This window comes from Clostridium lacusfryxellense (assembly GCF_018861735.1).
Classification (GTDB): domain Bacteria; phylum Bacillota; class Clostridia; order Clostridiales; family Clostridiaceae; genus Clostridium_AD; species Clostridium_AD lacusfryxellense.
In genome coordinates this window covers 38572-52396 of the sequence record NZ_JAHLEB010000025.1, presented here as the reverse complement: position 1 = coordinate 52396, position 13825 = coordinate 38572, and the positions used below count along the sequence as shown (strand labels likewise).

The 13825-nt window shown below is 32.9% G+C and carries 13 protein-coding genes; all 13 read left to right on the top strand.

The window, feature by feature from the left end; genetic code table 11:
* Window positions 1-22 precede the first annotated feature (22 nt).
* The 13 genes from KPL55_RS14700 (at window position 23) to KPL55_RS14640 (ending at window position 13815) form a co-directional block, all read left to right on the top strand.
* Window positions 23-1330 (top strand): ABC transporter substrate-binding protein, encoded by a 1308-nt coding sequence (locus KPL55_RS14700; RefSeq protein WP_216307490.1) that lies wholly within the window; start codon window positions 23-25, stop codon window positions 1328-1330.
* 84 nt (window positions 1331-1414) lie between these two features.
* Window positions 1415-2317: a carbohydrate ABC transporter permease gene (locus KPL55_RS14695; RefSeq protein WP_216307489.1), complete on the top strand. Its 903-nt coding sequence runs from the start codon at window positions 1415-1417 to the stop codon at window positions 2315-2317.
* 5 nt (window positions 2318-2322) lie between these two features.
* Window positions 2323-3168, top strand: coding sequence for a carbohydrate ABC transporter permease (locus KPL55_RS14690; protein ID WP_312887302.1), 846 nt, complete (start codon window positions 2323-2325; stop codon window positions 3166-3168).
* A gap of 260 nt (window positions 3169-3428) precedes the next feature.
* Window positions 3429-4190 carry a DeoR/GlpR family DNA-binding transcription regulator gene (locus KPL55_RS14685; protein WP_216307488.1) on the top strand — a complete coding sequence of 254 codons (762 nt, stop codon included), beginning with the start codon at window positions 3429-3431 and terminating at the stop codon, window positions 4188-4190.
* 163 nt (window positions 4191-4353) lie between these two features.
* Window positions 4354-5202, top strand: coding sequence for a class II aldolase/adducin family protein (locus KPL55_RS14680; RefSeq protein WP_216307487.1), 849 nt, complete (start codon window positions 4354-4356; stop codon window positions 5200-5202).
* Between the two features lie 24 nt (window positions 5203-5226).
* On the top strand, window positions 5227-6891 hold the full coding sequence (locus KPL55_RS14675) for a propanediol/glycerol family dehydratase large subunit (RefSeq protein ID WP_216307486.1): 1665 nt from the start codon (window positions 5227-5229) through the stop codon (window positions 6889-6891).
* A 13-nt stretch (window positions 6892-6904) separates the two neighbouring features.
* Window positions 6905-7549, top strand: coding sequence for a propanediol/glycerol family dehydratase medium subunit (locus tag KPL55_RS14670; RefSeq protein WP_216307485.1), 645 nt, complete (start codon window positions 6905-6907; stop codon window positions 7547-7549).
* Window positions 7549-7947, top strand: a complete 399-nt coding sequence (locus KPL55_RS14665; protein ID WP_216307484.1) for a diol dehydratase small subunit — start codon at window positions 7549-7551, stop codon at window positions 7945-7947. Before KPL55_RS14670 ends, KPL55_RS14665 begins: the two co-directional genes overlap by 1 nt.
* The gene (locus tag KPL55_RS14660; protein ID WP_216307483.1) at window positions 7944-9758 is read left to right on the top strand and encodes a diol dehydratase reactivase subunit alpha; all 1815 of its coding nucleotides are present in this window, start codon (window positions 7944-7946) and stop codon (window positions 9756-9758) included. The genes KPL55_RS14665 and KPL55_RS14660 overlap by 4 nt, the downstream gene beginning before the upstream one ends.
* 59 nt (window positions 9759-9817) lie before the next feature.
* Window positions 9818-10150, top strand: coding sequence for a glycerol dehydratase reactivase beta/small subunit family protein (locus KPL55_RS14655; protein WP_216307482.1), 333 nt, complete (start codon window positions 9818-9820; stop codon window positions 10148-10150).
* A 15-nt stretch (window positions 10151-10165) separates the two neighbouring features.
* Entirely contained in the window at window positions 10166-11149 is a 984-nt protein-coding gene (locus tag KPL55_RS14650) for a cob(I)yrinic acid a,c-diamide adenosyltransferase (protein WP_216307481.1), read from the top strand.
* The gene (locus KPL55_RS14645) at window positions 11150-12589 is read left to right on the top strand and encodes an aldehyde dehydrogenase family protein (RefSeq protein WP_216307480.1); all 1440 of its coding nucleotides are present in this window, start codon (window positions 11150-11152) and stop codon (window positions 12587-12589) included.
* Between the two features lie 11 nt (window positions 12590-12600).
* A complete protein-coding gene (locus KPL55_RS14640) occupies window positions 12601-13815 on the top strand; it encodes a zinc-dependent alcohol dehydrogenase (RefSeq protein ID WP_216307479.1) in 1215 nt (404 codons plus the stop codon).
* Window positions 13816-13825: the final 10 nt, after the last annotated feature.

Sequence of the window (13825 nt, the reverse complement as noted above, 5' to 3'; positions counted from 1 at the left end):
AAAATCAAGGGGGCAGGTATTAATGAAAAAACCTATTTCTATACTTTTAGCGGCTATACTTACAGGTACTTTAGCAATGAGCGGATGTTCAAAGGCAGACGATTCATCAAAAGGTAAAGTGGATGAGAATGCAGCTGTTAAATTATCAATAACTTGGTGGGGTTCACAATCAAGACACGATTATACTAATAAATTACTGGAAATGTATACTGCTAAAAACCCAAATATAACTTTTCAAGCAACACCTTCTGGTTGGGATGGATACTTCGATAAAATATCAGCACAGGCTGCAGGAGATACTATGCCAGATATAATGCAAATGGATTATTCATTTATATCAACATATTCCAAAAATGATACATTAGCGGATTTAACACCTTATGTGACTGATAAAACTATTGATCTAGCCACTGCTGATACTAATTTAGTAAATACTGGTAAAGTAAATGGTAAGCTAACAGGAGTTGTTTTAGGTGGATTATCACTTGCAATGACTTATAATCCAGATGTGGTTGCTAAAGCTGGACTTGAAGTTCCAACATCGAAATGGACTTGGGCTGACTTTGAAAAAGATATGATACAAATTAAGCAAAAGACTGGAACTTATGGTCAAAGTAAAATAGATAATATAAGTACTTATCCGTATTGGGTAAGACAGTATGGTAAAACTATGTATTCTGCAGATGGAACGAAACTTGGTTACGATAATGATAAAGTTTTTGTAGATTATGTTAGCATGCTTAAAAGGCTTCAAGATGCAAAAGCAATGCCTAATCCAGATGAGTGGGCACAAATTAGTGCAAAAGGAAAAGAAGCAGAACCAGTTGTTACTGGTCAAGCAGGAGCTACACTAGATTGGTCTAATTATGCTGTGATCGTTTCAAAATCAAATCCTAATTTGAAAATAGTAACACCTCCATATAGCGAAACCGGAACTAAAGCTTTATGGAATAAACCATCAATGTTTTTCTCAGTTGCGAAATCTTCAAAGAACCAAAAAGAAGCAGCTAAATTCATTAATTGGTTCTTAAATGATCCAGAAGCTAATAAAGTCATAAATGCTGAACGTGGAATTCCTGTATCTTCAAAAATAAGAGATAGCTTAAAAGCTTCTTTAACAGCTCAACAAAAGGATATGTTTGATTATGCTGATATTACTATTGCAAATTCAACAAAAGCAGATCCAGCAGACCCAGCAGGTGTTGCAGAAGTTACTAAGGCATTAACAGACACAGTAAATTCATTCTTATATGGTAAAACAACAGCTGAGGCGTCAGCAGCTGATTTTAGAACTAAGGCTAATGAAATACTTGGAAGAAATTCTAAATAACAAAAAACATTGCTTTACAGATGTCATTTTTATGTAGTCTGTAAAGCATTTTTTAAAATTAAATTGTAAAGGTTGTGAATTTATATGAGCAAAAAAAAGAAATTTAAATCAGGAAATAATAATGCTGTTGGTTATATCTTGATTGCACCATGGTTAATTGGATTTATAATTATGTATTTAATACCAATGATTATATCTATATATTTCTCTTTTACTAAATACAACTTACTTAGTGCACCTGTATTTATTGGTATAGATAATTTTACAAGAATGTTTTTTCATGATCCGAGTTTTTGGAAATCATTAGGGGTAACTTTTTATTATGTATTTATGTTAGTACCTTTAAGATTAATATTTGCATTTATAGTAGCTATGCTACTTAATAGTAAACGAAAATTCTTAGGTCTATATAGGGCTGTATATTATATACCTTCTATAGTAGGAGGAAGTGTAGCTGTTTCTATAGTATGGAAACAAATATTTGGGAATGACGGAGTTGCAATGTCTCTACTTTCTATTATTGGAATAGATCAAAAAATATCTTTTATAGGTAATCCGTCTACTGCTATTTGGACAATAATATCCTTAGGTGTATGGCAATTTGGTTCAGCAATGTTAATATTTCTAGCTGCTCTAAAACAAGTACCAAAAAGTATATATGAATCTGCAGGCATTGATGGTGCTGGTTATTTCACACAAATTTTTAAAATTACAATACCGATGCTTACACCAGTAATTTTCTTTAACTTAATTCTTCAAATAATTAATGCGTTTAAAGCATTTACAGAAAGTTATATAATAACTCAAGGTGGACCAATGGACAGTACATTATTTTATGTATTAAATCTATACAGAAAATCATTTACTTATTTTGATATGGGTTATAGTAGCGCTATGGCTTGGGTATTGGTTCTTATAATTGGGTTATTCACAGTAGTAATATTTAAATCCCAATCAACATGGGTACATTATGAATCAAAGGAGTGATAAAAGTGGGACAAAATAAAAAATTAAGGTCATTTATATTTCATTTTTCAACAATATTATTAGGTCTTATTATGATTTATCCCCTGTTATGGTTAGTAAGTAGCTCATTTAAAAGTAATTCAGAGATATTCGTTAATTCATATTCACTAATACCTAAACATTGGGATATTGTAAAAAATTATTCCTCAGGGTGGAAGGGTATAGGCGGAGTTTCATTTGGTACATTTATGTGGAACTCTATAATTGTAGCTGTGATTGGAACTGTAGGAGGAGTTTTATCTTCAGTACTTGCTGCTTATGCTTTTGCTAGAATAAAATTCTTTGGTAGCAAATTTTGGTTTTTCTGCGTTATGATGACACTTATGATACCAAACCAAGTTATGGTAGTGCCACAATTTATTATATTTAAAAAGCTCGGCCTTATAAATAATATGGCTGCACTAATAATACCATGGGTTTTTGGTAGTGCATTCTTCATATTTTTAACTGTTCAGTTTATTCGCGGATTACCAATTGAATTAGATGAAGCAGCTGAAATTGATGGATGTAATAAAATTGAAATATTTATTAAAATTATATTTCCACTAGTGGTTCCAGCTGTAATTACATCAACTATATTTTCGTTCTATTGGATATGGCAGGACTTTTTTCAACCATTAATTTTTATGAGTAATCCAGAACACTTTACTGTTTCTTTAGCATTAAATTTATATCTTGATCCAAATTCCTTTAATAATTATGGGGGAATGCTTGCAATGTCTGTTGTATCTTTAATACCAGTAGTTATTATCTTCTTAATATTCCAAAAGCAATTGGTAGAAGGTGTTGCAACAAGTGGACTTAAAGATTAATAATTAAATAAAAAATAGTTTATGACCACAGCCACTTAGAATAAATTCTAGGTGGCTGTGGTCGTGATAATATTTTTAAAAAGAAGTAATTGCTAAAGTTAGTATACTACTATAAAACATGCTATAATAATAATTATTGTTACAAAATAAGAAATATATTGAAACAGACATCAAACAACATATATAAAGAATTATAAATATAATTTTAATGATTTGATCTGTTATGTGAGAAAAATGTAATCGAAAGGAATGTTAAATTAATGCTGGCAATAGAAAGAAAAAGAAAAATAATAAGTTTGCTTGAGGAAAGAAATAGTGTGTTAGTTCCAGAATTAAGTAAAATTTTCAGTGTGACTGAAGAAACTGTAAGGCGCGATCTTGAGAAGCTTGAAGCAGAGGGATTTTTAAAGAGGACGTATGGTGGAGCCGTTATTAATGATAGTATAAATTCAGAACTACCTTTAAAAATAAGGGAAGTTACAAACATTGACGGCAAACGATGTATTGGAATAAAAGTAGCAGAATATATAAATGATGGTCATACTATTATGCTTGATTCGAGCACAACTGCTTTGCAAGTTGCAGAAAGAATTAAACATAAGAAGAGGATAACTGTGATTACTAATTCTGTAAAGGTGGTATCAGAGCTTGCTAGTGCAAAAGATTGTAAAGTTATCTCAACAGGTGGAACTCTAAGAGAAAAGTCTATGTCTTTTGTAGGCCACCTAACGGAAGACTCCATTAGTAATTTTAATGTTGATGTTTCTATAATTTGCTGTAAAGGGGTAGATATAGAAAAGGGAATAACAGAATCAAATGATGTAGAAGCAGAGGTGAAAAAAGCTATGACAAGGGCCGCTGATAAGACATTCCTTGTGGTGGATTACACAAAGTTCAATAAAGTATCTTTTATCAAAATGCTTAAGCTTGAAGATGTAGATATGATATTTACCGATAGAAAACTGTCGCAGGAATGGGAGCAATTCATAGCTAGTAAAAATGTAGAATTAGTATATTCTTAAGGTGAAAAGAAAAACACAAAATATATTTATATATTTTGTGTTTTTCTTTTTTGTTTTTGTTGACAACGTTTTCTTATTTTGATAAAATAAAATAAAGAAAATAAAAGAAAGTAAAATAAATCAAAAGAAACTAAAAGAAAAATAACGCAAGGAGGCAATAATAATGGTAGCAGAATATGAAATCAAGAAATTTATGTGTGAAATAGGTAAACGTGTTTACAATAATGGGTTTGTAGCAGCAAATGACGGTAATTTCTCAGTAAGAATAGGTGAGAATGAAATACTTACTACTCCTACAGGTGTGAGCAAAGGGTACATGACTCCAGATATGATTTGTAAAGTTAATATGAAGGGTGAAACACTTCAATCATCAGGACCTTATAAACCATCTTCAGAACTTAAAATGCATATAAGAGTTTACGAAGAAAGACCAGATGTAAAATCAGTTGTACACGCTCATCCGCCATATGGTACAAGCTTTGCAATAGCAGGTATACCTTTAACAAAACAAATAATGCCAGAAGCTACAATATTTTTAGGATGTATTCCAATAGCTGAATATGGTACCCCATCTACTTATGAGATTCCAGATAATATTTCTAAATATCTTCAAAATTATGATGCTTTATTATTAGAAAATCATGGTGCACTTACTTATGGTGTGGATCTACTAGCAGCATATTTCAAAATGGAATCATTAGAATTTTATGCTAAATTAATGTATCATTCAATAATGCTTGGTGGACCAAAAGAATTAAGTAATTCACAAGTAAAGGATTTATTAGAGTTAAGAAAGAGTTTTAATGTTCCAGGAAAACATCCAGGAGAATTATGCTTAAATAATTCATGTCCAACTAAAGAAGTTTGTGCTTCAAAATCTGTAGCGTCTAAGGATTCAAAATGTAATTGTAATGAAAAACAAGCACAAACGCAATCTAAACCAGAATCAAATGATATGTCTGCACTAGTATCAGAAATTACAAGAAGAGTTCTTAACGAATTAAACAAATAGATCCTCGAAAAGTGAGGTATTGAAATGAAAAGGTCTAAGCGATTTGAACTGTTAGAGAAAAGGCCAATTAATCAAGATAGTTTTATGAATGAATGGCCAGAAAAAGGATTTACAGCTATGGCAAGTCCATACGATCCTAAACCATCAATAAAAATAGAAAATGGAAGCATAGTTGAAATGGATGGAAAGATAAGAGACGAGTTTGATTTTATAGATTCTTTTATAGCAGACTTTGCTATTAATATAAATGAGGCTCCCAAATCTATGCAGCTCAGTGACCTAGCTGTTGCAAGGATGCTTGTAGATATTAATGTAAGTAGAAAAAGCATTATAAAGATATTTTCAGGATTTTCTCCTTCTAAAATAATTAAGATTTTGGATGAACTTAATGTGGTTGAGATGATGATGGCTATGCAAAAAATGAGAGCTAGAAAAACACCAGCCAACCAAGCACATATTACAAATTTAAGGGATAATCCTGTCCAGATAGCAGCTGATGCCGCTGAAGGAGCTTTAAGAGGGTTTAGAGAAGAAGAAACTACTGTAGGTGTTGCTAGATATGCTCCATTTAATGCTATTTCACTTTTAATTGGGTCCCAAGTTGGAAAATCTGGAGTTTTAACTCAATGCGCAGTGGAAGAAGCAACAGAACTTGAATTAGGTATGAGAGGATTCACAACTTATGCAGAAACCATATCTGTATATGGAACTGAAAGTGTATTTATTGATGGGGATGATACTCCTTATTCAAAGGCATTTTTAGCTTCAGCTTATGCATCAAGGGGTCTTAAAACAAGGTTTACGTCAGGTACTGGATCAGAAGTTCTTATGGGGAATGCAGAAAATAAGTCCATGTTGTACCTAGAAACCAGATGTCTTTTGGTAACAAAGGGTGCTGGAGTTCAAGGTATACAAAATGGTGCAGTTAGCTGCATTGGGATTACATCATCAGTTCCATCAGGAATTAGAGCAATACTTGCAGAAAACCTAATAGCTTCATTATTGGATTTAGAGGTTGCCTCTAGTAATGATCAGACATTTACTCATTCGGATATAAGAAGAACGGCTAGGACAATGATGCAGTTCTTACCTGGAACAGATTTTATATTTTCTGGTTACGGTGGAACACCTAATTACGATAACATGTTTGCAGGTTCAAATTTTGACGCTGAGGATTTTGATGATTATAATGTTCTTCAAAGAGATTTGATGATAGATGGAGGACTCAGACCAGTTAAAGAAGAAGAAGTGATAAATGTTAGATATAAAGCAGCTAAGGTTTTACAAGCTCTTTTTAAAGAATTAGGGTTAAGTAAAATTACAGATGAAGAAGTTGAAGCTGCGGCTTATGCTCATGGAAGTAAGGATATGCCAATTAGAAATGAATTAGAAGATTTTGAAGCTATTGAGGATCTTATGAATCGAGGGCTTACTGGGATAGATATAGTTAAAGCTTTAGTGAATACCGATTATAATGATGTAGCGGATAGTATATTAAATATGTTAAAGCAAAGGATATCAGGAGATTATCTTCAGACTTCTGCAATACTAGATGACAAATTTAATGTTAATAGCGCAGTCAACAACGCTAATGATTATCAGGGACCTGGTACTGGTTATAGGGTACAAGGAGAAAGATGGGAAGAAATTAAAAATATACCTAACATCATTAACCCTGATGATATATAAAGGTGGTGAAGCCATGGACTTTGATGAAAAGCTAATACAGCAAATAACAAAGATTGTAGTTCAAAGGTTAAAAGAAAACAAGAAATCCCAAAAGGTTATTAATTATGAAATGATAGATGGCTATTTTGAAACAGGTATTGCAAAGAAAGGAAGAGATCCTAAAGAAGTTGTTATAGGGGTTGGGCCATGTTTTGCTAAAGTTGTAAAAAATACTATTACAGGGCTTAGCCACTTTGATGTTTTAAAACAGATACTTGCAGGAATTGAAGAAGAAGGCATGAAACCTAGAATAATAAGAGTTTTAAAAACTTCAGATGTTGGATTCATAGGGAAAGAAGCAGCAATGCTTAGTGGATCTGGAATCAGCATAGGAATACAATCTAAAGGAACAACATTAATTCATCAAAAGGATTTATATCCGCTAACTAATTTAGAACTTTTTCCTCAAGCACCACTTATTACATTAGAAATGTTTAGAGATATAGGGAAAAATGCAGCTAAATATGCAAAAGGTATGGCAGTTATTCCTATTCCAGTACAAAGTGACTTTATGTCAAGGCCTAAGTATCAGGTAAAGGCTGCAATAATGCACATTAAAGAAACTGAAAATGTAATAAAAAATGCAAGCTCTATAGAAATAGAAAGGGTGAAGCTATAATGATAAAATATCCTTTATCGCAAAATATGCCTGGGCAGCAGATAAAATCGAAAACAGGTAAATCACTTGAGGATATTAATATAAATAATATCCTTGATGGAAAAATAACAGCGGATGATATAAAGATTTCTAAAGAGACACTAATAATGCAAGGTGAAATTGCCAGTGAGGCTGGAAGAACTCAACTAAATGATAACTTTGTTCGCGCTTCAGAACTTATTGAAGTTCCAGATAAAGAACTACTAGAAATTTATGAGAAATTAAGACCTAATAGATCTACTAAAAGTGAACTTTTAGAAATTGTTAGGAGGCTTGATGAAAAATATAATGCAACTCATTGCTCAAAATTAGTGTTAGATGCAATACAAGTTTATGAAAAAAGAGGTATTTTAAAATGAAATTTATTGCAGGGGTCGATATAGGAAATTCTACAACGGAAGTATGTATTGCCTGCATAAATGACAATAAAAAAATTGAAGTATTATCGAGCAGCTTGACTAAGACCACAGGTGTTAAAGGTACTATTAAAAATGTAAATGGGATTATCATTGCATTAGAGCTTGCAATTAATAAAATTGGTAAAGATTTAAAGGACATAGGTACCATAAGACTTAATGAGGCAGCGCCAGTAATTGGGGACACTGCCATGGAAACCATTACACAAACTATAATAACTGAATCTACAATGATTGGTCACAATCCATCAACTCCTGGTGGAACAGGGATTGGAATAGGCGAACTAATTAGAATAGATAAGCTAAATGAAATGCAAAAGGAAAAGAAGTATATTGTGGTTATTCCTGAAATGGTTGATTATGAAATTGCATCTAATGCAATAAATGTCTTCCTTAGTGTTGGCTTTGAAATAGTTGGTGCTATAGTCCAAAGGGATGAAGGTGTACTAATTAGTAATAGACTTACTAAGGTAATACCAATATTGGATGAAGTAAAGTATATAGATAAACTTCCTCTTGGAATAAAAGGTGTTGTAGAGGTAGCTGATAGTGGTTACACCATAAAAACATTATCAAATCCATATGGGATTGCATCAATTTTTAATCTTAGTGCAAATGAAACAAAGCAGATTGTACCAGTAGCAAAAAGTCTTGTGGGAACAAGGTCTGCGGTAGTAATCAAAACACCAGAAGGCGAAGTAAGAGAAAAGGTTATACCTTCAGGTAGACTTAATATAATAGGAAAAACTACTAGTCAAAAAATTGATGTAGATGCTGGCGCAATAGAAATTATGAAAGCCGTAGCTAGCATTCCAAAAATTCAAGACATTGAAGGACAGCCTGGAACTAATATTGGAGGCATGATTAACAGTGTTAAAAATATTATGGCAGAGCTTACGCAGACAAAACTTCAAGATGTGAAAATAAAAGATTTATTAGCAATAGATACAACTCTACCGGTTAAGGTACAAGGTGGAATTGCAGGAGAAACTTTTATGGAAAAAGCAGTTGCAGTAGCGGCTATGGTTAAAGCTGATAAACTTCCTATGATTAAGGTAGCAAGGGAACTTAGTGAAAAACTAGGGTCAACTGTAGATGTAGCTGGAGTTGAAGCTGTAATGGCTGTCCTTGGTGCATTTACAACACCAGGAGTTAAACTTCCACTTGGAATATTAGACTTAGGCGGTGGATCAACGGATGCTGCAATTTTAGATGAGTTTGGGATTGTAAAATCCACACATCTTGCTGGGGCAGGAGAACTTGTAACAATGTTAATTAATTCAGAGTTAGGGTTAAATGATAGAACTTTAGCTGAAGAAATTAAAAAAAATCCAGTAGCAAAGGTAGAAAGTTTGTATCATATAAGGATGGAAAATAGAGAAGTAAAATTTTTTAACACCCCGCTAGATCCCAAGTTTTTTGGGAGAGTAGTTGTATTAAAGGATGAGATGATGCCTATATATGCTGATATTTCATTAGAAAAAATAGTTGAAGTTAGAAGAAGTGCAAAAAAGAGAGTTTTTGTGGAAAATGCGTTGAGAGCATTAAAAGACATAGCCCCAATGAATAACTTAAGAAATATTCCAAATATAGTTTTGGTTGGTGGTTCAGCATTAGACTTTGAAATTCCCGAAATGATTATGAATGAATTATCAAAGTACAAAATTGTAGCGGGGCGAGGGAATATAAGGTCTGTTGAAGGTCCTAGGAACGCAGTAGCTACTGGGCTAGTTTTAGCATATATTTCTAGTTAATATTATGCCTAACGAAATGACTAACATTTTGAAAAGATAATCAGTCAAGGGAGATTAATATGAAAACCCAAAAACCTGTTATAAAAGTTTTTGTAACTAGTTCTTCAAAATCTTTCTTAAAAGAGGTATTAGCAGGAATTGAAGAAGAAGGTGTTCTTTATGAAGTGGAAACTATTGAATATGGATCATCTAAAGAAATGGCAACTACGGCTGCTTCTGAGTCACTTTTAGAAACTGGTATAGGCATTGATGAAGAGATGGCCACTATAACTATATGCCAGTTACCAACTAATAATCCACTACAAAGTTATAGCTGTTTAGATAATGATAAGCTTAGACTTGCAGGTAGTAATGCTGCAAGAATAGTTAAAGGAATACCTTTAAAATATTAAAGGGTTGGTGGTAATATGAGTATCACTACAAAAAATGGTGATAAGGGATATACAAACCTTTTAAACAATGCATCAGTACTTAAAAGTGATCCTAGGGTTAACATTCTTGGTGAAATAGATGGACTTTCTAGCTATTTAGGATTACTTAAAAGTGAAATAGAAGAGGACACAATAAAAGGTGAGTTAAGTTATATACAAAGCAATATAAGTACTGTTATGGCAGAAATTGCAGCAGGAAACAATGATAAATATCATTTATCAAAAGAAAATTTAAATGAGATTGAAAAACTTATAAATCATTATGAAGGAATGTATATATCACAAAATAAATTTATTCTGCCTGGTGAAAATAGAATTTCATCTATTATGGATATATGCCGCACAGTAACTAGAAAAGTTGAGAGATTGTTAATTGATATTGATTTAACATATCCAGTAGATGAATATAGTAAAAAATATATTAATCGTTTATCAGATTATCTTTTTGCAACAGCTAGATATGTAGATTTCAGAGAGGAAATTACTAAAAAAGTGAAAGAATCCTTAAAGATCAAAGGTGCTAACTATGAGGCGAAAAAAGTTTTAGATCTTGATTTGTCTAAAATACTTCTTGGCAAGATCGAGAAGAAGGCAACAAGCAATGGTTTGCCTGTAGTTATTGCCATAGCAAATCAGTGGGGAAACATAATAGCAGTACATTTTATGGATGGAGCTCTTCCAGGTAGTTATGATGTAGCAGTAAACAAAGCATATACTTCTGCTATATATAGGTTAGGTACTTTAGAGCTAGGAAAAATGTCTAAATCAGGACAAACTCTTCAAGGTATTAATAGTGCCGATAGCAGAATAGTTATTTTTGGAGGTGGATATCCACTAAAAATTAATAATAAGTTTGTAGGTTCTGTTGGTGTAAGTGGAGGAAATGGGCAGCAGGATGATGAAATTGCCCTTTATGGAGTAAATGTTATGGAGGAACTAAGTGAAGGAGGTGGACAATAGATGTCCGTAAAAGAAAATGATATAGAAATGATAGTTAAACAAGTGCTTTTAAATATACAAAATGTTAGCAAAAGTGCTTCGAAACCTTTAAATTTATTTAAATCTTCAAATCCTTTAAATTCTACGTTAGGTGTTTTTGATGATATTAATGATGCAATAGAAGCTGCAATAGTTGCTCAAAAAAAAGTGAAAATTATGACTATAGAGCAAAGAGAAGCTATAATAAAGAAAATCAGAGAAAAGACTATACAAAATGCTAAAGAGCTTGCACGACTTGGAGTTGAAGAAACTGGAATGGGTAGAGTAGATCATAAAATTTTAAAACATCAACTCTTAGCTAATAAAACTCCAGGTACTGAGGATATAAAAACATTAGCTTGGTCTGGGGATAGAGGATTAACTTTAGTAGAAATGGGTCCTTTTGGAGTAATCGGTTCAATAACTCCATCAACAAATCCAAGTGAAACTATTTTATGTAACAGTATAGGTATGATAGCAGCTGGAAACACAGTAGTTTTCAACGCTCATCCATCTTCTAATAAAGTTGCTATAATGGCTGTCAAAATTGTCAACGAAGCATCCATAGAAGCAGGTGGACCTGAAAATATAGTAACAACTGTTTCGAGTCCAACACTAGAATCATGTAATATCTTGATGAAACATAAAGACATAGCACTAATTGCAGCAACTGGTGGTCCAGGAGTTGTAACAGCAGCACTTTCCTCAGGCAAGAGAGCAATAGGTGCGGGAGCAGGAAACCCTCCTGTAGTAGTAGATGAAACTGCAGATATTCCTAAAGCTGCAAAAGACATTATAGATGGAGCTAGTTTTGATAATAATCTTCCATGCATAGCTGAAAAAGAAGTAGTGGCAGTAAAAGAAATTGTTGATGAGCTTATGTATTATATGGTTCAAAATGGAGCATATGAAATTACAAGTGAAGAAGCTACGAATTTAACAAAAATAGTATTTATTGAAAATAGTGGTAGGAGATCCTTAAATAGAGATTGGGTTGGAAAAGATGCATACAAAATATTAAGAGCATTAGGCATAGAAGTAAGTGAAGATATAAGATGCATAATATTTAAAGGTGCAAAAGATCACCCTCTAATAGCTGAAGAATTAATGATGCCTATATTAGGTGTAGTAGAGGTAGAAAACTTTGATGAGGCTGTAGAAGTTGCAAAAGATCTTGAACATGGTAATAGACATTCAGCTCATATGCATTCAAGAAACTTAAGTAATTTAACTAGGCTTTCAAGAGAAATAGATACAGCAATATTCGTAAAGAATGCACCATCATATGCAGCACTTGGGTTCGGTGGAGAAGGATATTGCACATTTACTATTGCAAGTAGAACTGGAGAAGGACTTACATCTGCAAAAACCTTCACAAAGAGCAGAAGGTGTGTACTCGCAGATGGGTTGTCAATAAGATAAGGAGTTGAAATATGGATATTAAACAAATTAATATTGAAGACATTGTTAAACAAGTTATGAAAGAAATGGTTGGCAGTAGTAATGATACTAAAAGTTCACCTAGTAATGGATCAATTCCTAAAACTAGCCGCGTTGCAATGCTTACTGGTGAGAGGAAAATAGAAGTAAAAGAATATAACATTCCTGAGATAAGTGATGATGAAATTCTTGTTAAGGTTGAAGGTTGTGGAGTTTGTGGCACTGATGTACATGAATACAAAGGAGATCCATTTGGCCTTATACCTGTAGTGCTAGGACATGAGGGCTCAGGTGAAATAGTTAAAATAGGTAAGAATGTTAAAAGGGATACAGCGGGTAAGACAGTTAGAATTGGTGATAAGTTAGTATCTTGCGTTATTCCTTGTGGGGAATGTGAACCATGTTTAAGCAATCCAGGTAGAACTAATCTTTGTGAAAATGCAGGAATATTTGGACTTCTTCCTGATGATGATGTTCATTTAAATGGATGGTTTGGTGAATATTTAGTATTAAGAAAAAATGCAACTTATTTCAATGTAACTGGAATGAACTTAAATCAAAGATTGTTAATAGAACCAGCAGCAGTTGTAGTCCATGCGGTAGAGAGAGCGAAAACTACTGGATTACTTAAGTTTAATAGTAAGGTAGTAGTTCAAGGATGTGGCCCAATCGGATTACTTTTAATTTCAGTAGTTAGAACACTTGGAGTTGAGAACATAATAGCTGTTGATGGTGATGAAAATAGATTGAAAATGGCTAAAAAGATGGGAGCTACTAAAGTTGTAAACTTTATGCAGCATAACGGAATAGAAGCTTTAACTAAAGCAGTTAATGATGCTTGTGGCGGAATTGGAGCTGATTTTGCTTTCCAATGTACTGGTGTTCCAAAAGCAGCAGCTAATATTTGGAAATTCATAAAACGTGGTGGTGGACTTTGTGAGGTTGGTTTCTTCGTAAATGGTGGAGATTGTACAATAAACCCTCACTTTGATATATGTAATAAAGAAGTCACATTAGTAGGTTCTTGGACTTACACACCTCAGGATTATCCAACAACTATTGATTTTATAAAACGTGCAACTGGAATAGGAATACCACTTGAAGAATTAATAACTCATAAATTTCCATTAGATGAATTAAACCAAGCTATGGAAGTTAATATGAAACAAGAAGGAATAAAAGTTATTTATGTAAATGAAAACTTTTAGAGGGATATAA